The 26,305-nt window shown below is 72.4% G+C and carries 22 protein-coding genes; 14 read left to right on the top strand and 8 right to left on the bottom strand.

Features of this window, described 5'->3' with window-relative positions:
- Positions 1 to 163: 163 nt before the first annotated feature.
- The gene (locus tag ACZ5T9_RS10380) at positions 164 to 1,192 is read left to right on the top strand and encodes an NAD-dependent epimerase/dehydratase family protein (RefSeq protein ID WP_464832980.1); all 1,029 of its coding nucleotides are present in this window, start codon (positions 164 to 166) and stop codon (positions 1,190 to 1,192) included.
- A gap of 92 nt (positions 1,193 to 1,284) precedes the next feature.
- Here the strand turns inward: ACZ5T9_RS10380 and ACZ5T9_RS10375 are convergent, their stop codons facing one another.
- The 6 genes from ACZ5T9_RS10375 to ACZ5T9_RS10350 form a co-directional block, all read right to left on the bottom strand.
- Positions 1,285 to 1,479 carry a hypothetical protein gene (locus ACZ5T9_RS10375; protein WP_464832979.1) on the bottom strand — a complete coding sequence of 65 codons (195 nt, stop codon included), beginning with the start codon at positions 1,477 to 1,479 and terminating at the stop codon, positions 1,285 to 1,287.
- Positions 1,480 to 1,775: 296 nt separating this feature from the next.
- Entirely contained in the window at positions 1,776 to 2,141 is a 366-nt protein-coding gene (locus ACZ5T9_RS10370) for a hypothetical protein (RefSeq protein ID WP_464832978.1), read from the bottom strand.
- On the bottom strand, positions 2,122 to 2,610 hold the full coding sequence (locus ACZ5T9_RS10365) for a type II toxin-antitoxin system HicB family antitoxin (RefSeq protein ID WP_464832976.1): 489 nt from the start codon (positions 2,608 to 2,610) through the stop codon (positions 2,122 to 2,124). The genes ACZ5T9_RS10370 and ACZ5T9_RS10365 overlap by 20 nt, the downstream gene beginning before the upstream one ends.
- Positions 2,603 to 2,878 carry a hypothetical protein gene (locus ACZ5T9_RS10360; RefSeq protein WP_464832974.1) on the bottom strand — a complete coding sequence of 92 codons (276 nt, stop codon included), beginning with the start codon at positions 2,876 to 2,878 and terminating at the stop codon, positions 2,603 to 2,605. The genes ACZ5T9_RS10365 and ACZ5T9_RS10360 overlap by 8 nt, the downstream gene beginning before the upstream one ends.
- Before the next feature lie 156 nt (positions 2,879 to 3,034).
- Positions 3,035 to 3,514 (bottom strand): N-acetyltransferase family protein, encoded by a 480-nt coding sequence (locus ACZ5T9_RS10355; RefSeq protein ID WP_464832973.1) that lies wholly within the window; start codon positions 3,512 to 3,514, stop codon positions 3,035 to 3,037.
- 422 nt (positions 3,515 to 3,936) lie between these two features.
- Positions 3,937 to 5,169 (bottom strand): pyridoxal-phosphate-dependent aminotransferase family protein, encoded by a 1,233-nt coding sequence (locus ACZ5T9_RS10350; protein WP_464832972.1) that lies wholly within the window; start codon positions 5,167 to 5,169, stop codon positions 3,937 to 3,939.
- A gap of 585 nt (positions 5,170 to 5,754) precedes the next feature.
- Here ACZ5T9_RS10350 and ACZ5T9_RS10345 point away from each other — a divergent pair.
- The 3 genes from ACZ5T9_RS10345 (at position 5,755) to ACZ5T9_RS10335 (ending at position 9,530) form a co-directional block, all read left to right on the top strand.
- A complete protein-coding gene (locus tag ACZ5T9_RS10345; protein WP_464832971.1) occupies positions 5,755 to 6,279 on the top strand; it encodes a hypothetical protein in 525 nt (174 codons plus the stop codon).
- Positions 6,280 to 6,705: 426 nt separating this feature from the next.
- Entirely contained in the window at positions 6,706 to 8,007 is a 1,302-nt protein-coding gene (locus tag ACZ5T9_RS10340) for a hypothetical protein (protein ID WP_464832970.1), read from the top strand.
- Positions 8,008 to 8,369: 362 nt separating this feature from the next.
- On the top strand, positions 8,370 to 9,530 hold the full coding sequence (locus ACZ5T9_RS10335; protein WP_464832969.1) for an acyl-CoA dehydrogenase family protein: 1,161 nt from the start codon (positions 8,370 to 8,372) through the stop codon (positions 9,528 to 9,530).
- A 106-nt stretch (positions 9,531 to 9,636) separates the two neighbouring features.
- Here the strand turns inward: ACZ5T9_RS10335 and ACZ5T9_RS10330 are convergent, their stop codons facing one another.
- On the bottom strand, positions 9,637 to 10,764 hold the full coding sequence (locus ACZ5T9_RS10330) for a hypothetical protein (protein WP_464832968.1): 1,128 nt from the start codon (positions 10,762 to 10,764) through the stop codon (positions 9,637 to 9,639).
- A 467-nt stretch (positions 10,765 to 11,231) separates the two neighbouring features.
- Here ACZ5T9_RS10330 and ACZ5T9_RS10325 point away from each other — a divergent pair, with 467 nt between their 5' ends.
- The 3 genes from ACZ5T9_RS10325 (at position 11,232) to ACZ5T9_RS10315 (ending at position 15,582) form a co-directional block, all read left to right on the top strand.
- Positions 11,232 to 12,383 carry an HAD family hydrolase gene (locus ACZ5T9_RS10325; RefSeq protein WP_464832967.1) on the top strand — a complete coding sequence of 384 codons (1,152 nt, stop codon included), beginning with the start codon at positions 11,232 to 11,234 and terminating at the stop codon, positions 12,381 to 12,383.
- 492 nt (positions 12,384 to 12,875) lie between these two features.
- Positions 12,876 to 14,381, top strand: a complete 1,506-nt coding sequence (locus ACZ5T9_RS10320; RefSeq protein WP_464832966.1) for a cytochrome ubiquinol oxidase subunit I — start codon at positions 12,876 to 12,878, stop codon at positions 14,379 to 14,381.
- A complete protein-coding gene (locus ACZ5T9_RS10315; RefSeq protein ID WP_464832965.1) occupies positions 14,356 to 15,582 on the top strand; it encodes a cytochrome d ubiquinol oxidase subunit II in 1,227 nt (408 codons plus the stop codon). Before ACZ5T9_RS10320 ends, ACZ5T9_RS10315 begins: the two co-directional genes overlap by 26 nt.
- A 135-nt stretch (positions 15,583 to 15,717) precedes the next feature.
- Here ACZ5T9_RS10315 and ACZ5T9_RS10310 read toward each other — a convergent pair whose 3' ends face one another.
- The gene (locus ACZ5T9_RS10310) at positions 15,718 to 16,785 is read right to left on the bottom strand and encodes an LCP family protein (RefSeq protein WP_464832964.1); all 1,068 of its coding nucleotides are present in this window, start codon (positions 16,783 to 16,785) and stop codon (positions 15,718 to 15,720) included.
- Positions 16,786 to 17,259: 474 nt separating this feature from the next.
- On the opposite strand from ACZ5T9_RS10310, the gene ACZ5T9_RS10305 reads away from it, so the two are divergent.
- The 7 genes from ACZ5T9_RS10305 to ACZ5T9_RS10275 all read left to right on the top strand — a co-directional run bounded on the left by ACZ5T9_RS10305 (position 17,260) and on the right by ACZ5T9_RS10275 (position 26,217).
- Positions 17,260 to 18,999, top strand: a complete 1,740-nt coding sequence (locus tag ACZ5T9_RS10305; protein WP_464832962.1) for a sensor domain-containing diguanylate cyclase — start codon at positions 17,260 to 17,262, stop codon at positions 18,997 to 18,999.
- Positions 18,996 to 19,559, top strand: coding sequence for a bacillithiol system redox-active protein YtxJ (gene ytxJ, locus ACZ5T9_RS10300; protein WP_464832961.1), 564 nt, complete (start codon positions 18,996 to 18,998; stop codon positions 19,557 to 19,559). The genes ACZ5T9_RS10305 and ytxJ overlap by 4 nt, the downstream gene beginning before the upstream one ends.
- A gap of 360 nt (positions 19,560 to 19,919) precedes the next feature.
- The gene (locus tag ACZ5T9_RS10295; protein WP_464832960.1) at positions 19,920 to 20,717 is read left to right on the top strand and encodes an SDR family oxidoreductase; all 798 of its coding nucleotides are present in this window, start codon (positions 19,920 to 19,922) and stop codon (positions 20,715 to 20,717) included.
- A gap of 116 nt (positions 20,718 to 20,833) precedes the next feature.
- Positions 20,834 to 21,649 carry a ZIP family metal transporter gene (locus ACZ5T9_RS10290; RefSeq protein WP_464832959.1) on the top strand — a complete coding sequence of 272 codons (816 nt, stop codon included), beginning with the start codon at positions 20,834 to 20,836 and terminating at the stop codon, positions 21,647 to 21,649.
- A gap of 445 nt (positions 21,650 to 22,094) precedes the next feature.
- A complete protein-coding gene (locus tag ACZ5T9_RS10285) occupies positions 22,095 to 23,510 on the top strand; it encodes an alanine/glycine:cation symporter family protein (RefSeq protein ID WP_464832957.1) in 1,416 nt (471 codons plus the stop codon).
- Positions 23,511 to 24,203: 693 nt separating this feature from the next.
- Complete coding sequence (locus tag ACZ5T9_RS10280) at positions 24,204 to 25,772, top strand: acyclic terpene utilization AtuA family protein (RefSeq protein ID WP_464832955.1); 1,569 nt, start codon at positions 24,204 to 24,206, stop codon at positions 25,770 to 25,772.
- Positions 25,759 to 26,217 carry a DUF4387 domain-containing protein gene (locus ACZ5T9_RS10275; protein WP_006904074.1) on the top strand — a complete coding sequence of 153 codons (459 nt, stop codon included), beginning with the start codon at positions 25,759 to 25,761 and terminating at the stop codon, positions 26,215 to 26,217. Before ACZ5T9_RS10280 ends, ACZ5T9_RS10275 begins: the two co-directional genes overlap by 14 nt.
- Positions 26,218 to 26,305: the final 88 nt, after the last annotated feature.

Below are 26,305 nucleotides of genomic sequence, written 5' to 3'. Positions count from 1 at the left end.
CCATGTGGTGCACCACCTGGTGACCGGAATGGCGGCTGGCGGTACGGTAGGGGGCTCAGCGGCTGGGGGTGCGGCCGGGCCCGCCGCGGCCATGGGTGGGGCCGCCGCCTCCGCAGCCGGGGGTGGGGCTGGCCCGGCGGAGCCCGGGGGTGGATCCGGCCCGGTGGCCGGAGCAGCCGCTGGCGCGGCAGCGGCCGGCGGAGAAGCCGGGTCCCCGGGCACCGGGGCTCCCCACGCCGGTAGGGAAGTGGCCTCCGCCGGCGAGGCGAGGGCGGCAACGGCGGCCGGTGACGGAGCGAGGCTGGGCGGCGAAGCCGAACCTGTCGAAGTGCTGGCCGTCGACGACTTCTCCGCAGGCACGGTCCGGTCCGTTGCCGGCGTGACGGTGGAGCGGCTGGACATCACCCAGGCCGGCCAGGTGGCGGCGGTCTTCCGCGACTTCCGGCCGGAGGCGGTGATCCACCTGGCCGCCCAGGTCAGCGTGGAACGATCCCTGGAGCGGCCGGACCACGACGTGGACGTCAACGTATACGGCACCCTGAACCTGGTGCGGGAGGCGGTGGCCGCCGGGACGCGCCGGGTGGTGTTCGCCTCGTCGGCGGCAGTGTACGGCGATCCGCAGCGACTGCCCGTTGACGAAGACCACCCGCTCAAGCCCCTGTCCGTCTACGGCCGCTCCAAGCTGGTGGCCGAGTGGCTGATCCAACAGTACGCCCAGGGGGCGGGGCTGGAGGCCGTGATCCTCCGCCTGGGGAACGTGTACGGGCCGGGCCAGCGGCCCGAGACGGGGCCCGTGGTGGCGCGGTTCTTCCTGGATGCCTTGAGCGGCCGGGGGCCGGTGATCCACGGCGACGGCCAGCAGACCCGGGATTTCGTGTACGTGGGCGATGTGGCCCGGGCCTTTGTCCTGGCCCTGGCGGGGCCTGCCGGCGTGGTGGCGAACATCGCCGGCGGCCGGGCCACGGCCATCGGCGAGCTGGCCCAGCGCATCGGCCGGCTGGTGGCGGGCTCGCCGGCGCCCCGCTACGGCCCGCCGCGGCCTGGGGACATTCGCCACAGCGTCCTGTCCAGCGACCGGGCCCGCCGGCTGCTGGGCTGGACGCCGCGGGTCGGTCTGGAGGAGGGCCTGGCCGCCACGTATCAGTGGTACCGGCGGCAGGTGGCGAAGGCCGTGGAACCGGTGGCGGGGTAGGGTGTATGTCGGCCTCACGGGCCTCACGGCTCCGGACTGAGGGTTTCGGCCTTCGCTGTTCACAGCACCCTACAAACCGTTGACCGCCACCTTCAAATGCGACCGGTGTACCAGGCCACGACGAAGCCGAGCACAGCGAGCGCCAGGCCGAGGAACAGGATCAGGGTTTCGCGCATCAGTTGCCGGTTCTCGGGGTTGATGGCCGCCTCCCCGGGGGAATCGGGCGGCTCACCCACCAGGAAAACCTTCGTAAGGGACTCCACGATCACGCGCCAGACCTTCTTCATGCTCGCTCTCCTCACCATGGGGGCTCCAGGATTCGACCCGCCGCCGGACCCGTGCTGTCATCTTTTGTCGAACCCCGTCGATGGAAGACACTTCGGTGTCCAGAAGTGGATCCCTGTAGCCGTAGCGGCTACAAAGCCCCGGCCCGTTGGAAGATTCCGCAGGCTGGATGAGGCGGGCTCTGGCGGCCAGCGGCGAGGCTGGCCGCATGGTGAGGACAGCGGCATCGTGAGGACAGTGGCAAACCGTGGCAACGGGGTCTGGGCTCGCAGGCCCACAAAAGAGGGACGGCGCCCCTTCAGGCCCGTCCCTCGAATTGGGTGCCGTCTGTTTCTTGCAAGGCCTGCCGGGCTCTCTCAGCGCTTTGCTGCAACCACTCGCCAATGGCCCGAGCAGGTTCTGCCGGCAGGAACACTCGTGCAACGACGGTACGCCGCAGGCGGTCGGGTTTCTGCGTTTGCTCCCTTGCCGTTCCGTCTTCGTAGATCGTCACGGTTCCCTCGGTCGGCTGCGCCCAGCTTTCGACGTAGAAATTGACCACCACTTCCCCGCGCGGGCCCACCCCGCCGTAGGCGCCGTGGGCATAGATGACTGGTGCAAGGCCCTCGTTTTCCACAACGAATTTGAGTTCAGCTACCTTTCTCTCACGAGCGGATTCGGCCACTGTATATCACGCCTCCATGTCCATAGTCCGTAATACTTTGCGTCCGAAAGTAAACAGGCCGGCTAGATGTAGTTTCTGGTGTCGATTCGAAGTGAATATACGTTCGCGGCGCAGAGTCCCGACCGATGTTATAATGTAGCGCGTTTACGATCTGAGAGTTCAGGCTAATCCGGTTTCGCTTCGCCATAAGCGCCAAACGACGATGCAGTGTCGGCGGCATTCGCAGCAGGACTTTTCCGCTATAGTTTTCGACGGTGCTCGGCTCGGGAATCTCCTGCCCACGCTGTTTGGCGGATTCGATCCAGGCGTCAATCATTTCGGCCAGCGTTTCGACCAGTTCGTCGAGGGTTTCACCCGCCGCAGCGCATCCAGGGAGGTCGGGCACTTCCGCTTCCCAATACACGCTACCGTCCTCTTCTTCCACCTGTTCCACAATGAACGGATAGCGTATACGGATTTGCTTACTCATCAACCGTCCCTCCCCATTCCTCGAGCCATTCTTGTGGAATTAAATCGTAGATAAGTTCGACAAACTGTCGAACATAAACTCTCTTGATTTGCCTGGTTGTTGGAATCGTCACCTCGCCGAACCGGTTCGGACGGTAAAAAGCCATTGCATGTTTTGATAACTCACGGTACTGAACTTCGGGCGCGAAATGGTTTGCCACGGCGACAAGCTCCTCAAGCCGGGTGATGGCCTGAGGGTTCCGAAGCATCTTGAGGACCAGCTTCTTCACCCTCATGGGGGCCACCCCGCAACCCTAGTATAGTGCACCAGTATCATATGTGATACCACGGCTGGCCTGGTTCTCCTTCCCACAGCAGCCCCGCGCATTCTCGAGTCGTAACCCACAGGGCGCGCACAATGGGTCCCCAAGACCGCAGCCACCGCGTCAGAAATGCAGCCGGAAGAACAAGCCCTCGTCCCGCATCCCCACCGCGCGGTAGAGCTGGTGGGCCACCTTGCGGTGATGGCCGGATTCCAGGGTGATGCTCCAGCAGTTGCGCTCCCGGGCCAGTTCGATGCCGCGCTGGAGCAGGGCTTTGCCGATGCCCAGGCCGCGGGCCGATTCCGTGACGATCAGGTCGGGAATCCAGGCCTGGGGTCGCAGCTGGTTCAGCCGCTCGCGGAACTCCAGGGACATGAAGCCGGCCACCCGGCCGTCCAGTTCGGCCACCAGGGAGGCCGTGTCGGGGCGGCGCAGGTGGCGCAGGTAGACCTCCCGCGCCGCCGCCTCGGCCTCGGGGGGCACGGCGGGGCGGCCGAGTTCTTCCAGCAGGCGGGTGACGGCCTCAAAGTCACGGGGCTCGGCCGGGCGGATGGTCACCCGGGCGCCCTGCGGCGGGTTCGACGGTATCGAATCGATGGCCATGTTACCATCCCTCCGTTGTTCTCTGGGCCCGGCATCGCGGGGGCGCCCCACCAGCGGGGGCGCTCCGCCGGTATGCCTGCGGCACGCGTCCGAGCCGCCGGCGGCTGCCCGCGCCTGCGGTATTCCTCCGCCGTGAGCTGCCCGGACGTGCACCGTTCACCCGCCATCCGCAGCCCGGACCTGCGCCATCCATCCGCCACCCGCAGCCCGGCGCTGCGCCATCCGTCCGCCAGCAGCTGCTGGTGCCCCCAGCCTTCCTCCGCCGCCAGCCACCCGCACCTGGGGGCCTTCATCCGCGGCCGGCTACCCCTGCCGCGGCATCGGCCCACCGGCAGCTGCCACCCTGCTGCTCGGGCCTGCGGCGTTCAACCATCGCCGGCCGCCACGCGCCTAGGGGATTCATCCGCCTTCGAGCCTGCGCCTCAACTGCTTCTCCCGCCGCCCTCGCCGGTAAGGGCGGGACCGTCGCCGGCTAAGGCGGCCCGGTACGCTTCCACCGGATCGCCGGGCAGATTCCACCCAAAGTGCCGCAGGGTGGCCGCCAGGGCCCGGACGAAGCGCTCGCCCTTCTCGGGCCGGGCGTTCTCGCCCATGTGGCCGGCACGCCAGATGCGGCCGGCGGCGTCGCCCCAGCTGCCGGCCATGAGGACGCCGTGTTCTTCCCACATGAAGCGGCGGATCGCCTGTTCCCGCGGGCGCAGGGCGCCGGGGATGAGCCAGGCGGTGACGGAGCGGGCGGCGGCCTGCGGCGCGGGGTACAGCTCGAGGCCGGCCGCCTCCCCGGCGGCCCGGATGGCGCGGGCCAGCCGCTGGTGCCGGGCCAAGCGTGCCGCCTCGCCTTCTTCCAGGGCCGCGGCGACGGCCGCGTAGAGGGCGTAGACATCGGAGGTCGAGGGGGTGTAGGGGAACTCGCCCTTGTCCAGCCAGAGGTCCTTCCACAGCCGCAGGTTCAGGTAGACGCCGCGGATGGGCGTCCGGCGGCGGGCCATGGCCTCCCAGGCGGCGGGGCTCACGCTCAGGAACGCCAGGCCGGGCGGCGCGGAGAGGGCCTTCTGCGAGCCGCCCAGGACCACGTCGGCGTGCCAGGCGTCGGCCTCCAGGGGCTCGGCGGCGATGGCGGAGACGCTGTCCACCACCGTCAGGATGCCGTGCTCGTGGAGCACGGGCAGGATCCGGTCCACGGGGTTGGTGAGCCCGGTGGGCGTCTCGCAGTGGACCAGCGTGGCCACCTTGAAGGGCTTCTGGTCCCGGAGGAACCGGCGCAGGGCGTCCGGATCCAGGGGCTGGCGGTCGGGGGCCTCGAAGACGGTGACCTCGGCGCCGTAGTCCCGGGCGAAATCGGCGAAGCCGTGGCCGTAGAGGCCGTTGGCCAGGGCGAGCACGCGGTCGCCGGGTTCGACCAGCGAGGCGATGGCGGCTTCGAGGCCCAGCAGGCCCTCGCCGGCCAGGATCAGCACGTCGCTCCGGGTGTGCAGGAGCTCCTGCAGCCCGGCGCAGGTGGCGCGGTAGAGGGCGGCGAAGTCCGGGTCGAGGTCCGAGTTGGCCACGGGCAGGGCCATGGCCTCCCGGACGCGGGGCGAGACCTCCGTGGGGCCGGGGGTGAAGACGAGCCGCTCGTCCAGGCGGCGGGCGAAGGCGAGCAAGTTCGGGTCCATGGCGAGTCCTCCTTGTCCTGGCGCCGGCGGGGCCGGAGAGGATCCGCCCCCCGGGCCGGTCCGGTGGTCCCCATCGAACCCATGTTAGCGCAGAAGCAGGGTTGCGAGGGGCATGGGCGCCGGAGCGCGGGGGACTGGCCGCGGGGGCTTGGGGGCGGCGACGTGCCGGGCCCGTTCCAGGACGTGCCCGGTCCGATCAGGAGGTGCCGGGCCGGCTCAAGGACATGTCCGGTCTGCTCAGGGACTTGTCCGGTCCGATCAAGGGCCCGTCTGACCTGCCCGGTCCCTGCGGGTGGCCCGGCTCGTTCGGTCGCGGGGGAGGTGAAGCGGATGCGTCGCTGGCTGGCGTGCGAGCGCGGGTGGTACTGGCTTTACGCGGCCGCGGGGGCGGCGGTCATCCTGCTGCTGTCCTAACATGCGGCGTTCCTGCACCATGGGGTGTTCCGCGCGCTGCGGGGTCAAGGGGAAGGGGGGCACCGGGGAGCCGGGAGATCTCGGGTCCGTGATCCAACCGGGTCCAGGGCGCCGGCGGCCGGTTCGTCCTCGATCCCGCGGCCCTGTGACGGTGAGAGGGGTGGTGCAGCGGTGACAACCTTTGACCGGCTGGCATCCCGGGTGTTCGAGCTTTACGAGTGCGGGCAATACCGCGAGGCCCTGGATCTTCTGGAGAGGGAAGGGTCCGGTCACCCCGAACAGGCCTGGCACATCGGGTATTGGCGGGTTTGTCTGCTGACGCGCCTGGGCGACGGGGAGGCCGCGTTGACCCATTTCGAGCAACTGCTCGACCAGGGCCTGTGGATTCCCGTGACATGGTTGCGCACCGACCCCGACCTGGCCGGGCTTCAGGGCCACCCGCGCTTCGAGCGGGCGGTGGCGGTGTGCGACCAACGTCAGATCGAAGCGCAACGAATGGTCGTGCCGCGGCGCGTCCTCCTGTGCCCCGAGGGGACCGCCCTACGTCCCGAAGATGCCGCGCTGAGCCAGGGCAGCGGGTCCGCCCCGCCGGGCCGGAGTTCCGCATGGAAGGACTTCTGGTGCCAAGCCCTCGCAACCCAGGCCTCCGGGCCTACTTCTGGGCCGGGTCTCGGGACGAACGGGCTGTCCGCATGATTGAGGACGTGGCCAGGTGGATGGAGGCGGCGGGCCTCACGGTACAGGTCGAGGTCGTCCAGGGGGGCGGGCACTTCTATCCATCCGACCTCGAGGCGCGCATCGCACCGCTGCTCGCCACATGGCGGTGATCCACTTTGGGGCAATCTAGGGACGGTCTGCATTATTTATCGATCTGTCACCCGCAGGTACGTCGACCGGCCACGGATCTCGGGTAGCCGCAGCAAGTTGAAAGGACGCCCCATGACGGAAGGACCACCGCACCCAACTGCTCAGGCATCGCCCGCAGCGCCCCGCAGGAGGGGGCGCCGTGCGGCACCGCCGCCCCAGGCGCCGGCGGGGGAGGGGCCGGATCCGGCCGGCGGGACGGGCCCCATTCCCCCGGAGGACCGCCATGGGGCGCCCGCGGCCTCGGGTGCGGGCACGGTGGCGGTGGATGCTGCCTCGGGCATCTCGGCGGCGATGCCTGGCGCCGCCATCGCGGCGGAGGGTCCTGACGCCGGCGTCGCGGGGGCGGGTCCCCGTTCCGGCATTCTTCGGGGTGCGACCGTCCAGGTGGGCGGCGTGTGGCTTCACCTGGGTTTCGTCGCCATTTGCCTTTCGGAACGGGACTGCTCGCCCGCCGGGTCCATGACGGTGACGGCGGCGTCGCGCCTCGCCCCCGAAGCGCGGCGCTACCGGTTGCGGGAGATCGCCCGACGCAATCTGGAGAACACCCTGCGGATCCTGTTCTTCGCCCGGGCCCACGGCATCCGCCTCTACAGGATCTCGGCGAACATGATTCCCCTGGCAACCCACCCCCTCACCGGCGACTGGCGATGGTGGGACGAACCGGACCTTCAGGCCACGGGCGCCCGCATCGGCCGGGTGGCCCGGGAGGCGGGCATCCGGCTGAGCTCGCACCTGCCCGAAGTCTGCGGCTTGGGCAGCGCGAGCCAGTTCCGCTGGCTGCAGGCGTATCTGGCTTACCACCGCCGCCTGTTCGACCTTTTGGGTCTGGATGAACAGGCCCGCATCGTGATCCACGTGGGCGGGCGCCGGGAGCGCAGCCGGCGTCAGGCCGGAGACGGCACCCCAGGGAAGGGAGATGGCACCGAGCCGGGCGAGGGCGGGCAGAGTGAGGGTGGCCAGGAGGATCGGGGCAACAGCGGGGACGGTGGCCCTGGGGTGAGGGATCGCGAGCATACGGCCCTCCCGGCCGGGGGCCGCGCGCCGGTGAGCTGCCCAGCCGCGGGTCGGGAAGGAGGGCAGCCGGTCCTCGACGTGGCGGGGCGGCACCTGGGGCAACTAGACGGCTGGGCGCGTTCCCGGCTGGTCCTGGAGAACGACGACCGGACCGCGGACATCGCCACCACCCTGGAACTGGCGGAACGTTTCGACCTCCCCGTGGCCTTCGACTGGCATCACCACGTCTGCTGCCCGCCGCCCGGCTTCCCGGACCCTGTGAGCCCCGAGGGACTGTCCGCCCTGGAGCCGCTCCTGGCACGGGCCTTTCGCCTGTGGCGGGACCGGCCGCCCAAGATCCACCTCTCCAGTCCCCGGGACGGCGCCAGCCTGCGGGCCCATGCCGACTACGTGGACCCGGCCTTCGTCAAGCCGCTGCTGGCGATCCTCCCCCGCCTGGGCGTCCCGGAGGTCGACGGGATGGTGGAGGCGAAGAAAAAAGACCTGGCCCTTTTCCGGCTGGCACGGGACCTGGGGACAGGGACCGCGCCCCCAGGCCCGTGAGCCGGCCACCTCAAGGAGTGCAGGCGCCCCCGAGCATGGACAGGAACAGCAACGGGAACCCGAACCGGGAAGCCCTTGCGGCCGAGCGCCCCGCCGGCCCGCGGATCCCTGGGCCCAGCCCGGTGGGATACCTGCGGCGGCACGGAGCCGCCCCGGACTGCGTGGCCCGGATGTTGCGGGAGCCGCTGCCGGAGGAGGTTCGGCGGGAACTGGAGTCCCTCCTGGACAGCCCGCGCGACACGCCGTAAGCCCGGGGAAGGGGCGCCCGGTGAAGGCAACGAATCGTACCGGGAGATGCAATCTTCGACCTAGTGCAGCGGGCCGCGGGGCGCTCCCTGCCGGCCCGCGAGGAGGTATTCCCCTTGGCAGGCCTGGACTACTACCGCGTCGCCGACCTCTTCTCCCCCGAAGAGCGCCTGATCCAGGAGGAGGCCCGCCGCTTCCTGGAGGCCGAGGCGGCGCCCCACATCGCCCGCTGGTGGGAGGAGGGGACCTTCCCGCGCCACCTGATCCCCCGCTTCGGGGAGCTCGGGTTCCTCGGGTCGAACCTGCCTGAAGAGTACGGCGGTGCCGGGGCCGGCAACGTGGCCTACGGCCTCATCATGTACGAGCTGGAGCGCATCGACTCGGGCCTGCGCAGTTTCGTCAGCGTGCAGAGCTCGCTGGTGATGTACCCCATCTACCGCTACGGCTCCGAGGAACAGAAGCGGGAGTACCTGCCCCGGCTGGCCCGGGGCGAGATCGTCGGCTGCTTCGGCCTGACGGAGCCCGACGGCGGCTCGGACCCCGGCTCCATGAAGACCCGGGCGCGGAGGGACGGTTCGTCCTACGTGATCACCGGGCGGAAGATGTGGATCACCAACGGCAACATCGCCGACATCGCCGTGGTCTGGGCCCGAGACGACGAGGGCGTGATCCGCGGCTTCATCGTGCCCACGGACACCCCGGGCTTCCGGGCGCGGGAGATCCAGCACAAGATGAGCCTCCGAGCTTCCGTGACCTCGGAGCTCATTCTCGATGAGGTACGGGTCGACGCCGCCCAGATGCTGCCCGAGGCCCGCGGCCTGGGCGCCGCCCTCAGCTGCCTGACCCAGGCGCGGTACGGGATCACCTGGGGGGCGGCGGGGGTGATCGACGCCGTCTTCCACGAGGCGCTGGAGTTCGCCCGGCACCGCATCACCTTCGGCCGGCCCATCGCCGAGCGGCAGCTGGTGCAGGCCAAGCTGGTGGAGATGGTCCAGGCCCACACCCAGGCGCTGCTGATGTCCTGGCGGCTGGGCAAGCTCAAGGACGAGGACAAGCTGACCTACGGCCAGGTCTCCCTGGCCAAGCGCAGCAACGTGCGGGCGGCGCTGCAGGCGGCCCGGTCGGCCCGCGAGATCCTGGGCGGCAGCGGCATCACCCTGGAGTACGCGGCGATCCGCCACATGTTGAACCTGGAGACGGTGGACACCTACGAGGGCACCTACGACATCCACACGCTCATCGTGGGGCGCGACGTGACGGGCCTGGGGGCCTTCTGAGGCTGGGCCTTCTGAGGCTGGATGGAAGGGCGAGCTGCCGGTGATGGCCCGGCAGGGCGGGGACGCGGTGGTCACCAACGCGGCGGCGGCAACGCGCCGGCGGCGGTCACTCGTCCCCGAGAAGCCCGAAGCTGCCTTCCCAGCGCCGGATCAGGCCGATGGGGCAGCGGCGGTCGCCCTGGCCCAGGGGGTTGTCCCGCAGGATGGCCAGCAGGAGCCGCCAGGGGAAGGGGTGGGAGCTGGCCCGGATGGTGCCGCCGTTGTCGTTGATGTCCACGATGTGCACCGGCGCGCCCAGGGCTGCGGCCAGCTCGCGGGCGATGGCCAGCGCCTCGGCCCGGCGCAGGGGGGGCAGGACGTAGCCCTCGTAGGGGCTCCCCGCCCGCATGCCGTCCAGGGAACGGGCCCCGGTGCCCGCCACGTGGTAGAACACGCCCCGGACGCCCAGGGGGCGGGTGAGGGCCGCCGCCGCGGCCGCCGCCAGGATGCGGAGCCGGCCCGTCTCCTCGATGGCCACCTGCATCTTGTGGGGGATGGAGAGGCCCTGGCCCCACCCGGTGGGGCGGACGTACCGGGCCAGCAGGGTGGCCAGCCTGCCGGGTTGGACCTGGTGGGCCGGGACCATCCGGCCGCGCACGGCAATAACGGCCGTCTCGCTGATGATGGCGTGATCGCCCGGCCGCAGGTGCGGTGCCAGGTAGCGGCGCAGGGTGGCGGCCAGGTCTTCCCCGCGCTCGAACCAGTGGGTCCGGATCACCACCCGCTCGAAGGCGTGGGGACCGACCCGCACCCGGGTGATGAACACTTCGCCCGGGGCGGCGGCCAGGGGCCCGGTCCCCCCAGGGCCGGCTCCGGCGTGCCCCGCGGGCGCGGGTTCTTCCCGGGCACCGGCAGGGCCGCCGGTACCGGCGGTTTCCCGCTCGCGGCCGGGATCCCGCACGGGCTGGGCCGGCGTTTCCGGCTCAGGGCGCGGGTACACCGCCGGTTCGACCACTTCCGTGGGTGCCACGATAGTGTCGGGCTCCTCCCGCGGCCAGCGGTCGGGTTCCACGTCGGGCCGCGGCAGGGTGGCGGGCTCGTGCCCCGGGAAGGTGAAGGGTTCGCCGGGGAGGCGGCTCTGGGGGACGGTCGCGGTGCCCCTGGCCGCGATGGGGGCGCCGGGACCGCCGGCAGCCGGACGCCTGCCGGGTTCATCCATTGTACGGGCCGTGTTACCCGTGGGTTCGCTGCGCAAGCTCGTTGACCTCCCCCGCCGGTGGCGAAGACCTCCTGCCGGGGGCGCGAGGGGGTGCCCGTCGCGCCGTCCCGGGACCGTGTGGCGCCCTTCGTGCCCGTGGCGCCCGTGGCGCCCCTTGGGCGCTCCGTTTCCCGGTCGTTGGCCTGGGTCGTGTTTTCCTGGCAGTAGTCTGGGCAGCGTTGCCGGCGGGCATTCGGCCGGGCGCGGGCCGGGACCGGGTGGGGCGCGACGGCCTGGGGGGTGCGGGTGCGGGAGCCCGAGGATGCCGGCAGGCATGAGCCGTGCGGGGTGAGGCACAACTCCCGCAGGGCCCAGGGAGGGCACAGGGCACACGGGGCGCGGGGTGGAGGGCCCGAGCTGCAGGCCGGAAGGGTGGGGGCCCTCCCGGACGGAGGCATGGGCTATACTGGCAGGAAGAGGTTACCGTTCCGAACCGGACCTTGGAACGAAAGGAGGACAGGCTCTTGGCCGACGTCGACCCCGTGGTGCGGCCGGCAGGGCCGGTCCGGGCCCGGGCGGACGCCGTCCGGGCGGCGGGCGCGCCCCTGACCCCGGCGGACCCGGCCCCGGATCCGGAGGACCCGGGCCGACGAGAGGTAGTCGGCGCCCGGGCGGGGGTTGGCTCGCGTCCGCCCTTGGGGGAGGCTCCGCCGGTGGCGGGGGCGGCCCGGGATCCGGCGGGTGCGGCCCGGGACCCCATGGGCGCGGCCCGCGGCCCCGCGGGCACGACCGGGGAACCCGCGGCCGCGACGGGCGATCCAGCGGGCGCAGCCGGGGAGGAGGCCCTGGCGGCCCAGATCCTCCAGGGCCCGGGCGGTCCCATCGAGGCGGTGCTGTTCGACCTGGACGGCACGCTCCTGGAACTGGACATGGACCGCTTCCTCCCGGTCTACCTGCAGCGGCTGGCGGCCTGGGTGGCGGACCTGTTCGACCCGGAAGACTTCCTGCGCCAGCTGGTGCGCGCCACCACCGCGGTGATGCAGAACCGGGACCGCTCGCAGCGCAACCAGGACCTGCTCTGGGAGGTGCTGTGGGCCGGGCTCGACCCGGCGCGCCATCCGGGGGCGCGGCCGGAACGGCGGGACGAGGCCCTGGCGCGTTTCGAGCAGTTCTACCGGGAGCAGTTTCCCCAGCTGCAGTTCATGGCGCGGAGGCGGCCCGAGGCGGCTGCGGTGGTCGAAGCGGCCCGCGCCCGCGGGTGGAAGGTGGTCCTGGCCACCAGCCCCATCTTCCCAATGGTGGCCATCGCCGAGCGCCTGCGCTGGGCAGGGCTCAGCGCGGACCGGTTCGACCTGGTGACGGTGCTGGAGAACATGCACAGCTGCAAGCCCCAGCCGGACTACTATCTGGAGGTGGCACGGCGCATCGGGGTCGAACCCGGCCGCTGCCTGATGGTGGGCAACGACCTGCGGGACGACATCGCGCCCGCGCGGGTGGCGGGCATGGCCGTGTACGTGGTGGAAGGGCTCGTCCTTCACGAGGGCGAGCCGGGGGCCGCGGGCGCGCCCCGGGGCACCCTGGCCCAGCTGCTGCAATTGTTTGTCAAAAACGGAGCAAACGGTAACATTTTTGCAAAGCCCGAGACCTTGCACGGCAACAACGCCGCACTAGAGTAGGAATTGGCCTCGATCCTGACCAGGTGAACGCCACGGTGCGGCGGTCGGAACCCCCGCCGCGCGGCGCGCGGGCCGGACATGAGCGGAACTGCCCATCCGCTGCCCTCCCCGGGAACCCACCCGGCCCGCCGCACACCCGCCCTCCCCGGAACCCACCGGTGTGCGGCGCCGCGAGTGACCGTCGGCACCTGGTACGAAAGCCCCGCGGGATCCCGCGGGGCTTTTCTCTTCTCGCGTCATTCTTTCCGCCCGGGGAGAATCCTAGGACCAGTACCGGATCGCGGCACCGGACACCGGCTCCGGCGGGCCGGCGCCCACCCGGGCTGTTCCGGGCGCACGGCCGGGCCTCTCTCCCTGCCCCCTGGCTCGCCACCCGATGGCGGGGATGGGGCTCCCTGGATACGGTAGAGGGGAGGGGACCCGGGCTCCGGCGAGCCCGGTCCGGTGGGCCCGGGAACATGCCGTGACCCGGGATCGAAAGGGGGCCGGATGGTGGATTCCCTGCTGGCTGCCCGCCTGCAGATGGCCATCTCCCTGGGGTTCCACATGATCTTCGCGTCCCTGGCCCTGGGCATGCCGGTGCTCATGCTCATGGCGGAGGGGTTGTACCTGCGGCGGGGCGACCCGCGCTACCTGGAGCTGGCGCGCACCTGGGCCAAGGTGACGGCCATCACCTTTGCCATCGGGGCCGTGAGCGGCACCGCCCTGTCCTTCGAGCTGGGCCTGCTCTGGCCGCGCTTCATGGAACTGGCCGGACCGGCCACGGGCCCGGCCTTCACCCTGGAAGGCTTCGCCTTCTTCACCGAGGCGATCTTCCTGGGCCTGTACCTCTACGGGTGGAACCGGCTCTCGCCCCGGGCCCACTGGCTGGCGGGCATCCCCGTGGCGCTGAGCAGCGCCGCCTCCAGCGTGATGGTGGTGGCGTCCAACGCCTGGATGCAGAACCCGGTGGGTGTCCAAACCCTGCTGGAAGAACCCCACCGCTTCGATCCGGTGGCGGCCCTCTTCGGCAACCCCGCCTGGCCGGTGATGGCGCTGCATTCCACCCTGGCCTGCTATGCGGCGACGGCCTTCATGGTGGCCGCCGTGTATGCCTGGGCGGCCCTGAAAGGCTACCGGGACCCCATGCGGCGCAGCGCCCTGCGCATGGCCATGGCCATGGGCACCGTGGCCGCGCTGTTGATGCCCGTCACCGGCGACGTCAGCGCCAAGTTCGTCGCCCAGAACCAGCCCGTCAAGCTGGCGGCCATGGAGGCCCAGTTCGAGACGGAGGCCGGGGCGCCTCTGCGCATCGGCGGCCTGCCCGATCCGGAGACGGGCCGGGTGGCGTATGCCCTGGAGATTCCCGGCATGCTCAGCTGGCTGGCCTACGGGGACACGGGGGCCGTGGTGGAGGGGCTCGACCGGGTGCCCCGCGACCGCTGGCCCAACGTGCCCCTGACCCACATCGCCTTTCAGGTCATGGTGGTGGCCGGGATCCTGATGGTGCTGGTTTCGGCCTGGTACTGGTGGGCCGTCTGGCGCCACGAACGCGGGGCCCGGGCCGGGACCGCCGTCCGGCCCGGCGCGGCCCGCGGCGGCGCGACGGCAGCCGGCTCCGGAGCAGCGGCAGGGGTGCTGGCCGACCGGCGCCTCATGCGAGGCCTGGTGGCGGCCGGGCCCCTGGGCATCGTGGCCCTGGAGGCCGGGTGGATCGTCACCGAGGTGGGCCGGCAGCCCTGGATCATCCGGGACGTGATGCTCACGGCGGACGCGGTGACGCCGGCCCCGGGGGTGGTGACCACCCTGGTGGCCTTCACGCTGCTCTATGTGCTGTTGAGCGTTACCCTGGTCTGGCTGCTGCGCCGGATCGGCCACAAGGACGTCCCCGGGGAGACGGCCGGGACCCACCCGGCCGGCGCCGGCGATCCGGCCCATCCCGCCGGCCCGGGCGGTCCGGGCGGCGGCCGGCCGGCCACTGCGGAGGCAGGTGGTGCGGGTGCCGGCGGCGGCAGGTGATCCCTTGCCCGAAACGGTGGTGGCGGTGGTCCTGATGCTGGCGCTGACGGCCTACGCGGTCCTGGGCGGGGCCGACTTCGGCGGCGGCGTCTGGGACCTTTTGGCCCGGGGACCGCGGGCGGAGGCCCAGCGCCAGGCCATCGCCCGGGCCATGGGGCCGGTGTGGGAAGCGAACCACGTGTGGCTGATTTTTGCCCTGGTGCTGCTGTTCACCGCCTTCCCCCGAGCGTACAGCAGCCTGGGGGTGGCTCTCTTCGTCCCCTTCCACCTGGTGCTGGCCGGCATCGTGTTGCGGGGCGCCGCCTTCGTCTTCCGGGCGCCCGCGGCCACGGCGGCCGGCCCCCAGCGGGCCTGGGCCAGCGTCTTCGGTGCAGCCAGCACCATCACGCCCTTTCTCCTGGGCGCCACTCTGGCGGCCGTCTCCTCGGGCGGCATTCGGGTGGCGCCCGACGGCAGCGTGTCGACCAATGCCCTCCACGCCTGGTTCAGCCCTTTCTCGCTGCTGGTGGGGGCGCTGGCGGTGGCCCTGTTCGCCTATCTGGCCGCGGTCTACCTGGCGGTGGAGACCCGGGGTGCGCTCCAGGAAGATTTCCGCCGGCGCGCCCTCGGGGCCGGCATCGCCGTGGCCGTCCTGGCCGGCGCCCTGCTGCCCCTGGCGCCCCGGACGGCCCCCCACCTCTGGGAGTTGGTCTCCGAGCGGGGCCGGGTGCTGGTGGCGACGGGTGCGGCCCTGGCGTTACTCTCGGGCTGGCTCGTGTGGCGGCGCTACTTCCTGCTGGCGCGGGTGACCGCGGTGGCGGAGGTGGTGGTGCTGCTCTGGGGCTGGGCCCTGGGCCAGTGGCCGTATCTGATCTATCCCGATGTGACGGTGTTCAACGCGGCGGCGCCCGACCCCATCCTGCGCTTCGCCCTGTGGGCCACGCCCGCCGGCCTCCTCATCCTGATCCCGTCCCTGTGGCTCCTGTTTGCCGTCTTCAAGGGGGAGAACCCGCAGGCGGGCGAGCCGCCGGGGGCCTTGGACCCGCGGACGAACCCCGCCCGGCCTGGGGCAGGAATCGCGGCGGGGAGCTCCGCGGCCGGGCAAGCCACCGCCGGCCCCGTCGAGGGGGATGCCGGCGGCAGGGATCGCCCGGCGGGCCCTGCTGGCCCCAGGCGCCTTGGGCAGGACGGGGGGCCTGATGACGGCGCGCGGGGAACCTGAGCGCAGGGGGCGGGACGAGCGGAGCCCTGCTGCTTAGGGCCCCGCTGCTTGCCGGTGGAACGGCGCCTGGCCGCTGGCCCCGTACGATGCGGGCGGCCCCCGCTCGGCCGCTCCGGGGCGGCCTGGGGCCGGTGGCTACGGCCCGGCCGGCGCGCCGGGGGCGGTGCCGGCGGCGTCCCGGGCCTCCCGGGACGGGCCCGAACCCGGGTTCGGGGCCGGGTTCGTCCCGCCGGGCAGGGAGCCTGGGGCGGTGGCCCGGGCCGTGGTCTCCGCGGGCTCTTTGATGCCCAGCTCGTACAGGACCTGGTTCGTGGCGGGCCAGTCCACCTCGTAGTAATAGATCCCCTTCAGCATGATGCCGTGCCCTTTGACCATCCCCCGGCGGATGCCGTCCAGGTCGGTGTTCCAGGCCAGCCGTGCCAGGGCGACGGCGTCGCGCAGGCCCATGTCCGTCTCCACGTACCGGTTGATGATGGCCAGGGTCCGGGGCACGTCCAGCAGGGTCATGCGCGCCTTCAGCTGCCTGGCCACGTCGATCAGGAACTGCTGCTGGCGGTCGGCCCGGCCGAAGTCCCCGTCGGGGTCGTTGTACCGTTCCCGCAGGTAGGCCAGGGCCAGCCGGCTGTCCATGGTGTGGCGCCCCTTCTCGAGGAACGTCCCGTCTTGCAGGCGGAGATCGTAAGGGACGTCGACCTCCACGGGGCCCAGCACGTCGATGAGCTGCAGGAAGCCCGGCATGTCGATCCGGGCCCAGTGATGGACGGGGATGCCGAAGTTCTCCGCCACGGTGCGGGTGGCCAGCTCCACCCCGCCGAAGGCATGGGCGTGGGTGATCTTGTCCAGGCCCCGGCCCGGGATTTCCACCCGGCTGTCGCGGGGGATGGAGAGCATGGCCACCTCCCGGGTGTCCGGGTCGATGGAGACCAGGATCATCGTGTCGGAGCGGGTCTGGGCGCCCTGTTCGCGGGCGTCGATGCCCAGGAGCAGGATGTTGATCCGCTCCGAACGGGCCGGCCGGCTCGGGGCCGGCTCGCCGGCCGGCGAGGCCGGTGCCGGAGCCGCCGGCTCGGCGGGAGCGGTCAATTCGTAGCCGGCCAGGTAAGCGGCGGCCAGAGCGACGGCCAGCAAGCCGGCGCCGGCCACCCAGGCCAGCAGGCGCCATCCCCGGCGCCGCCGGGTTCTTCCAGGACGAACCATAACCATCCCTCGCTGCCGGCCCTGCAGGAAGCCGGAACCGGCGTCACGAATCTATTCCGGACACTTTTCCCGTCGCAGGCGTTGCAGACGTCCATGGACTTTCGCATTCCTGTGCCTTCCAAACGCCCGGCGGGCATCACAACGGGCTCCGCTGCCTGTCCCGTTGCGCTCCGTTTTCGATTGTAACCCATCCAGGCCGCAGTGCGGGTTTGTGCCGGCGGAAGGACGCGCCGGGTGAGCATGTCCAGCGGTTGAGAAGGCGGACCGGAGGCAGCCGGAGGTGCCGGCGGCCGGCGGGTGGGGGGCCTGCCGCCGCGGCGGTTCCGGCAGGGCGGGGCCCGCCTGCGGGCGGGTGGGGAAGCCGCACGGCAAGTGCTGCGCGGGATTCTGGATGTCGGGGGAGTCGCTGCAAGGGGTGGGGTGGCCGGTCAGGGGTCGGACCGGCCGCGCCACCCGACGGCCGGTGGGGAGTTGGGGGGCATGAGGCTGCAAGGCGGGGGGATGGGACCGCGGGGGGATGGTCCCGTCGTCACCCCGGCGGGTGACCGGCAGCGGCCCTGGCAGGGGCCGGTCTGGCCGGCGTTGATTCTCGTTTGGCTGGCTGCGGTGCTGGCGGTGTATGCCGCGGCCGGATGGGTGGAGGTGTGGGTTCTAGCGCCCGTGGCCGGTGTGGCGGCGGCGCGCCGCTGGGGGATAAGGCGGGGAGGTGCGGTGGCGGCGGCGGGCCTTTTGCTGATGGCGGTGGCGCTGCTGGCCCGGCCCGCGGGAGCCACCGGCTGGCGCCTGCTGGCAGCCGAGGCGGCGGCCCTGGCCGGTGCCTGCCTGGTGGCGGCCCGTGGCCGGCCTGCGCCGGCGGTGGCGGCGGTGTCCTGCGGAAGGCCGGCGGCCTGGAGGGAGGCGGCGGCCGCGGAGGCGCTCCTGGGGGAAGCGGTCCCAGGTGACCGGGCGGACCCGGCGGCGCCCACTCCCGGCGCCGCCGCGACGGAGTCCGCCCTGACCGAATCCGAGCTGCAGGCGCTGTACGCCTGCACCCATACCCTGAACAAGGTCACCAGCCTGGACGATCTCATCCGGGAGTTCAACAGCCTGCTCTCGGCCCGCCTGGGCTATCCGTACCTAGCCCTGTTGCTGGTGCAGCCCGACGGGTCTCTGCAGCTGGCCTCGGCGCCCCTGTATCCGCCCGAGGTGCAGGGGGTGGTTCTGCCGGCGGGCAAGGGCATTTGCAGCGCCGTCGTGGAGACGGGGGAACCGGTGATCGTCGACGACGTGACCCGGGACCCGCGCTATTACCCCGGCCTCAACGAAGCGCGGTCGCAGATCGCCGTGCCCGTCCTGCACGGGGACCGGGTGGTGGGTGTCCTCAGCGTGGAATCGCCCCTGCCGGCCGCCTTCACGCGCCGGGACCTGCGCCTTCTTCAGGCCATCGCCGACGAGGTGGCCGTTGCCCTGGAGCGGGCCTGGCTGATGGAGCGGGTGGAGCAGCAGGCCATCACCGATCCCCTCACCGGCCTCTACAACAGAAGCTGCCTGGTCCAGCGCCTGCGGGAGGAGGGCGAGCGGGCCGCGCGTTACGGTCGCCCGCTGTCCCTGCTCTTCATTGACCTGGACGATCTCAAGCTGGTCAACGACCGGTTCGGCCACGAAGCGGGCGATCAGGTGCTGGTCTGGGTGGCCCGGGTGCTCAAGGAGGCCTGCCGGAGCGTCGACTACGCGGCCCGCTACGGGGGCGACGAGTTCGTGGTGGTCCTGCCGGAAACGGGGCCGGAGGGGGCCAGGGCCGTGGCCGCCCGGATCCAGCAGCGCCTGCTGGACGAACCCGGCCCGGCCGGCTGGGCCTGGGGCGGGCTGGGGGTAGGGGCGAGCATCGGCATTGCCGCGTATCCTGCCCATGCCCGGGACTGGACCGATCTGCTGCGCCTGGCCGACCAGGCGATGTACGGCGCCAAGCGCCGGGCCAAGGCCCGGCGAGGCACGGCCGGTGACGCACCCGGCCAGGACCGCGGAGGCGGGGGCCCGGCAGGCCGGAGGGCCGGTGCGGAGCCGGCGGGAGACGCCGCATCCCAAGGGGCCGGGGACGCCGGGACAGTCCGGCCGGGGCAGGGGCCCCGGCCGGACTCCGAGGCGGAGCGGTACCGGGGCATCGAAACGGCCATCGAAACGGCCGAGGAGGGCGATCCGGGGGATCCCCTGGCCGGCGATGAGGAGGAGGTGGGCCCATGATCGTGGCCCTGCAGTCGATGGCGGAGCTCGAACAGGCGCTGCGCGGTCCCGCGCCCGTGCTGATCTTCAAGCACAGCACTGCCTGTCCCATCAGCGCCGCTGCCTACCAGGCCTTTCAGCGGTTCGTGGCCGCGCACCCTGCCGGAGCCCGCTACTACCTGGTGAAGGTGATCGAGCAGCGGGCCCTTTCAGGCGAGATCGCCCGGAGGCTGGGGGTGCCTCACGCCTCCCCCCAGGCGCTGCTCTGGCACCGGGGCGGAGTGCGGTGGCATGCCTCCCACTGGGCCATCACGGAACAGTCGCTGGCTGCAGCCCTGGCGGGATTGCGGGTGGGAGGCCGGGAGCCTGCCGCGGCGCCGGGGGCCCGCGCGGCGGGAACTCCAACGGCCGGGGCCACTTCCTCGGCGAGGCCTGCCGCGCGATGGGGCGGCCGCCCGGCCGCCCATCTGGAGGCCCTCGGTGGCGGCCGCGCGCCGGCGGACGCCACCGGCCGCCCGGAGGCGGGCCGCGGTGCCCCGGGTGGCCCGGGGAACTGGGGCGCTTCCGGGGCGGGGAGCTGACAAGCCACGCCCGAGGGCTCCGGCGGTGCCGGCGCCTGACCTCGCGGGCACCGCGGCTCTCACCTGGGCCTTGACCTCACCGGGGCCTTGAAAGGATATAAGCCCGCTCAGGGCGAAGGCGGGCTTATATCGGAACCATACGGTGGTGGCCAGCGGCCGGTGCAGAGCACCTTGAGGGGCGTGGCCGCCTTTGCACCGCCCGCATGGTGGGGCAGTTATTGAAAGCAATTGGACGGGCGGGGACCAATCCCTGCCGTCCGGCGGAAATATTCTCAAACTTCCAGCCGACCCCGGGGGGCCTGGGCCAGCGCAGGCCGGCCCGGCCGGGGCGGCCGGAAGCCTGGCGCGGGGGTGGGGCCTTTGGAGCTGGGCTTGCAGGGCAAGGTGGCGCTGGTGACGGCGGCCAGCCAGGGGCTGGGCCGGGCCATCGCCGGGCGTCTGGCCGAAGAGGGGATGCACGTGGGCCTCTGCAGCCGCTCGGCGGAGCGGGTCCGGGAGGCCGCCGAGGAGGTGGCCCGCCGCGGCGCCGGCCGCGATGTGCGGGTGGAGGCCTGGGAGGCCGACGTGGCCGTACCCGAGCAGGTGCTGGCCCTTTCCCGTCAGGTGGAACAGGCCTTCGGCCGTCTGGACGTGCTGGTGTGCAACGCCGGCGGCCCGCCGCCGGGCGATTTCTTCGACGTGGAGGAAGCGGACTGGGAGAAGGCGTTCCAGCAGAACCTGATGTCCGTGGTCCGGCTGGTGCGCGCCTGCACGCCGCTGATGGAGCGGTCGGGCGGCGGCACCATCGTGACCATCACCTCGACCTCCATCAAGGTGCCGCTGCCGCGGCTGATCCTCTCCAACGTCATGCGGGCGGGCGTCTACGCCCTGGTGAAGAGCTTGGTCCCCGAGCTGGCGGCCCGCAACATCCGGATCCACACGGTGGCGCCGGGGCGCATCGACACCGGGCGGGTACGCAGCCTGGACCAGGACCTGGCCCGGCACACGGGGCGCAGCGTGGAGGAGGTCCGGGAGAGCTTCTACCGCCAGATCCCCCTGGGCCGGTACGGCGACCCGGAGGAGTTCGCACAGGTGGTGGCCTTCCTGGTGTCCGATGCCGCCCGCTACCTGACCGGCCAGGCGGTGTTCGTCGACGGCGGGATGATGCGGGCCCTGTGAGGTCCCGGGCGGGCAGGCCATCCTGATAAGGGGGCCTGGACCCGCTGCCGCCCGGCGGCAGCGGGCGGCCCTCCGGCGGGTGCCGGGTCTTGGCGGGTGCCGGGAGGGATGGCGGCTTGACCTGGCCGGGCTGGGCCGAAGCGGCCCTCTGGGCGCTGGTGGCATCCAGCAGCGGGCTGTGCGGTTGCCTGGGTGGCCTGTTCGTCCCCCTGGGGCGCAGGGTGCTGGCGGCGGTGATGGCCTTCGGCGCCGGCGCCCTCCTGGGCGCCGTGGCCTTCGACGTGCTGCCGGCCGCCCGGGACCGGGGCGGGCCGGGGCCGGCGGTGGCGGGTTTTCTGGCCGGCGCCCTGATCTTCACCGTCATCGACTTTCTCCTGGACCGGCGCGGTGCCGTGGGGCGCAAGCACAGCGGCGACCCGGACGAACCGGCCGGACGCGGGCCGGAGCCGGGAAGCGGTGCGGCGGCACCACGGCGCCCGGCTTCCCGCGGCCCCCGGCCGGGGGCGGCCTGGGCGATCCTGGCGGGAGCCGTCCTGGACGGCGTGCCCGAAGCCTTCGCGCTGGGGGTCGACCTCTTTGCCGGCCACGGGCTGAGCTGGGCGCTGGTGGCCGGGATCTTCCTCAGCACCCTGCCGGAAGGCCTCTCCGGTTCCGTGGGCCTGAAGCGGGCCGGGTATCGCCGTGCCTTCATCGTGCTGCTGTGGGCCGCGGTGGCTGGGGTGGCCGCACCGGCCGCGGCGGCCGGGTTCCTCCTGGCGGAACGGCTGGCCGGCGTGACCGAGGCGGTCATCCTGGCCCTGGCCGGCGGGGCCGTGGTGGCCATGGCGGCCGACACCCTGACCCCCGAGGCATACCGCGAGGGCGGCAACCTGGTCGGCCTGATCACCGCCCTGGGGATGATCCTGACTTTTATCCTGGCCGTCGAGGTCTGATCCCGCCACGGCGGGGGAAGGGCCTGCTGGCGGGCCCGCCCCGGCTCCTGGATTGGGCAGGCAATCGCCCCCATGAAATGCAGCCCAAGGAAAACTTCCGAATTTACAACGAAAAGGTGCAGGAATTGCGAGCCCTCTGAAAGAAAACAACCAGCACGACGGGATTCCTTCTGGTAAGGCCTGTCCCTGGCCCGCCGCCTTGCGTGTCTCGGTGGAGTTCAAGCGTGGCACGCCCGTTCCCGGCCCCGAACCTGCCGGGAGTCCAGCTCCAGTTTCGTGGGTGCGGGCCGCCTTGTGTGCGGGCCGCCTCATGTGCGGATTGCCTCGTGTGCGGGCCGCCGTCCGGCGCCGCCGGCCGGCAGCGGCGGCCGGTTGGCCGGGGGTTGCCTTGCCCCCGGCCCAGGGCCCCGCGCGCCGGCCCCCCTTTGCTGGGGAGGGATGGTGATTGCAGGGTTTCGTTGACGGCCTGGCGGCCCTGCTCGGTGCCGCCAGCGACATCGTCTGGGGTCCTCCCATGCTGGTCCTCATCGTGGGCACCGGCCTGTTCCTCACCATCCGGCTGCGGGGACTCCAGTTCCGCGAGCTGGGATATGCCCTGCGCCTGGCCTTCAGCCGGCGGCAGGATCAGACTTCCGAAGGCGACGTCAACCACTTCCAGGCTCTCATGACGGCCCTGGCGGCGACCGTCGGTACCGGCAACATTGCCGGTGTGGCGGCGGCCGTGACCCTGGGCGGCCCCGGCGCGGTCTTCTGGATGTGGGTGACGGCGCTGTTCGGGATGGCCACCAAGTACGCGGAGGCCATCCTGGCGGTGACCTACCGGGTGCGCAACGCCCGGGGCGAGATGGCCGGCGGCCCGATGTACGTGCTGGAACGGGGGCTCGGCCAGAAGTGGCTGGCCGTTCTGTTCGCCGTTTTCGGCGCCGCGGCCGGTTTTGGCATCGGCAACACCGTCCAGGCGTACGAGGTCTCCAACAACATCCAGCAGTACTGGGGCGTGCCCAGCTGGATCGTGGGGCTGGTCCTGGCCTCTTTGACGGGCCTGGTGATCCTGGGGGGCATCAAGTCCATCGGGCGGGTGACCGCCTTCCTGGTGCCGTTCATGGCCTTGTTCTACGTGATCGGGGGGCTCGTCATCCTGGGCCGGCACATCGAGGCGGTGCCCGGCGCCGTCGCCCTGATCCTCAGCCACGCCCTGACAGGCGAAGCCCTGGGTGGCGGGATCGCCGGCGCGGGCGTGCGGGAGGCCATCCGCTGGGGCGTGGCGCGGGGCGTGTTCTCCAACGAGGCCGGCCTGGGCAGCGCGCCCATCGCCGCCGCGGCAGCCCGCACGGACCTGCCGGCGCGGCAGGCGCTGGTCTCCATGACCGGTACCTTCATCGACACCGTCGTGGTGTGCTCCATCACGGGGCTGGTGATCGTCGCCACAGGGATGTGGCAGCAGGCGGATCCCGAGACCCTGACGGGGGCGCAGCTGACGACCCGGGCCTTCGAAGCGGGGCTCCCCGGGCCGGGCGGCATGATCGTGGTGATCGGCCTGATTCTCTCCGCCTACTCGACCATCCTGGGCTGGGCGTATTACGGCGAGAAGTGTTTCGAGTACCTCTTCGGTACCCGGGCCGTCACCCTGTACCGGGCTTTGTGGACCGTGGCCGTCTTTGCCGGGTCGGTGGCCACCTTCGGGATCGTCTGGGACTTTGCCGACGTGATGAACGGGCTGATGGCGGTACCCAACCTCATCAGCCTGCTGGCCCTCAGCGGCGTGGTGGTGCGGGAGACCCGGCGCTTCTTCGCCGAGGGGCGCCAGCTCCAGCCGCCCGCGGCGCGGCGGGCGGCGGCCGGCAGCGCCCCGGCCGGCTGAGCCGGCCCGTCTCGGGCTCCGGCCCGTCGCGGCCGTTACGGCCTGCGGGCCGGGACGGCCCGGTCGGGGACGGGGCTCCTGAAGGGAGTCCGGCGGTGTACCGCAGGGAACCCACCGGTGTACCTTGGCAACCGAGCGGCCCCGCCTTTCGGGCCGTGACCGCGGGTGATCGCCCCCTTCCGGCGGGCAACTTTCCCCGCCGGCGGCGTATCGATGGAATGAGGCCGGGGCGGCCTTGGGGAGCCAGGCCGCCCCGGCCGGTCCGGGCACGGCCGCACGCCGACGGTGGTTGGAGGGGGTGGCCCGGATGGCGGCGGCAACGGCCACGGAGCCGTCAAGTACGGGGTTCGCCGGCACCTGGGCCCCTGGCCGGCGCGGGAAGGGGCCGGTCAGGGGGACCAGCCTGCTTGCTAAGCCGCCGGCCGCGCCGGTGGCCGCGCCGGGCAGCCTTCCGTCCTGCCGGCCGGCCAGGAAGGAGGTGGAGGGTTCTTCGGCCGGTGACCGGCCGGTGGGGGCGCCGGGAGCCGGCGGCACGTTCCGGTCCCGGCTGCGCAAGCTGTCCAGTCCCGGCCGTCCAGAATCATCCTGCCCCGTCCCGGCGTCTCCGGACGGGGTTTGTCGTTTCTGGGGCGGGGCGGCCATCGCCCAAGGCGGCGGCTGCCGGACCAACGCGCACCTGAGGGGTGACCTGCGATGACCACCGGCACCGGTGTGCGCCGGAGAGAGGGGCGGCTGCGGGGAGAGGTGCGGCTGCTGGCGCCCACCGGGCACCTGGGGTTTACGCCCCTGGAGAAGGAGAGCTTCCTGGCGGGGCTCGAGCGGGACCCGGACTTCGTGGTGGCCGATTCCGGGAGCTGCGACATCGGCCCCTACCCGCTGGGCGCCGACGAGCCGGCCAGCCCGCCGGCCTGGCAGTACCACGACCTGGAGATCCTGCTGGTGGAAACCCGCCGGCGAGGGATCCCGCTGATCATCGGCTCGGCGTCGGATACGGGCACCCGGCGCGGGGTCGACCAGTTCGCCGGGATGGTGGAAGACATCGCGGCCCGGCATGGCCTGCCGCCCTTCCGGCTGGCGCGGATCTATTCGGACGTTCCCCTGGAACGGTTGCGCCGTCTCCTGGAACAGGGCGTTGCCATCCGCGGGCTGGACGGCCGGCCCGACCTGGCCCCGGCCGATCTGGACCGGACCTCCCGGGCGGTCGCGGTCATGGGGGCGGAGCCCATCGTCGCGGCCCTGGACGCGGGGGCCGACGTGGTGATTTGCGGCCGGTCCAGCGATGCGGCCATCTTCGCGGCGGCCGCCCTCTGGTGCGGCATGCCCCCGGCCACCGCCTACTACGCCGGCAAGGTGCTGGAATGCGCCTCCTTCTGCGCCGAGCCCTTCATGGCCAAGGAGTCCGTGCTGGGCACCCTGCGCCCCGGCGAGGTGGTGGTGGAGCCCATGCACCCGGATCAGCGGTGCACGCCGGCCTCGCTGGCCGGGCATGCCCTGTACGAGCGGGCCACGCCCTTCTTCGAGCACGTGCCCGCAGGCGTCCTGGACATGCGCGGGTGCGTCTACCAGGCGCTGGACGACCGCCGCACCCGGGTCACCGGCTTCCGGTTCCGGCCTGCCGGCACCTATGCCGTGAAGATCGAGGGGGCGGGCCCGGCCGGCGCCCGCTTCCTCGCCCTGGCCGGCTTGCGCGATCCCGAGCTGGTGGCCCGGGTGGACGAGGCCATCGCCTGGGCGCGGCGCAAGGTGGCGGAGCGTTACGGAACCGCCGGTTACGAACTGTTCTACCACGTGTACGGCCGCAACGGCGTCATGGGGGAGCTGGAGCCCCACCCCCGCCCCGGGCACGAGCTGGGGCTGGTGGTCGAGGTGGTCTGTCCCGACCGGCACCGGGGCCGCGAGATCTGCACCATGGCGGCCCGCCAGCTCTTCTACGCCCGCATCGGGGGCCGGACCGGGACCGCCGGCCGGGCCGCCCTGATGACCGACGAGGTCCTGGAGGCCCGGCCCGCCTACCGCTGGACGCTGAACCACGTGGTGCCCGTGGACGATCCCCTGAGCTGGTTCCCCACGGTGCTGGAGCAGGTGGGGCTCAGCGGCCCCGACCCCCACCCCGTCCCCGGTCCGCTGGCGACTCCCGCCGGTGGGCGGGAACCCGTGGGGGCGGGAGCGGCAAGCCGCCCGGCCGCGGCCGGGCGCCCGGGAGCCCGCCCGGGGCACCGGCCGGCGGGCCGGAGGGAGGGATCCGGCCATGCGCCTGCGTGAGCTGGCCAGCACCATCCGGAGCAAGAATGCCGGCGTCGACCTGATCACCTTCGACATCCTCTTCCCGTCGGAGGAGGCGTACCGGCGGGCCTGCCGGAGCCCCGGGCTGACCCCGGAGGCCCTCTGCCGGTTGCTGGGCATCGGCCCCGACCGCCTGTACTGTTTCGTCCATTTTGACCCCGCCCGGGCCATCAAGTTCACGGTCCGGCGGCGCCGCCCGGCGGGAAGCCCGGGAGAGACCGATGTCTTCGGCACCCAGCAGTACGGGCCTCTGCTGGATCTGGAGGTCGAACCGGCTGGGGCGCCGCCCGCGGCGGTGCGGGAGGTGACACCCCCGGCTCCGGTGGAAGGGGCGGCTCCGGCGGCGGTGCGGCCCCTGGGCGGCGGAGTCCGGGCCGGCCGCGGCGGGAGTGCCGCTGGTGACAACCCTTCCGGTGGGCCGTGACGGTGGGAGAGGCAAGGCAAAGGGAAACCGGTCCGGGGGCGGGCGGCGCCCGCCCCCGGGGAAAGGGGGAGGCGTATGGACGGCGGGT

The sequence above is a fragment of the Thermaerobacter nagasakiensis genome (assembly GCF_055396825.1).
Note: the sequence above shows the minus strand (reverse complement) of the source record. Positions and strands in the feature narration are given on the sequence as shown.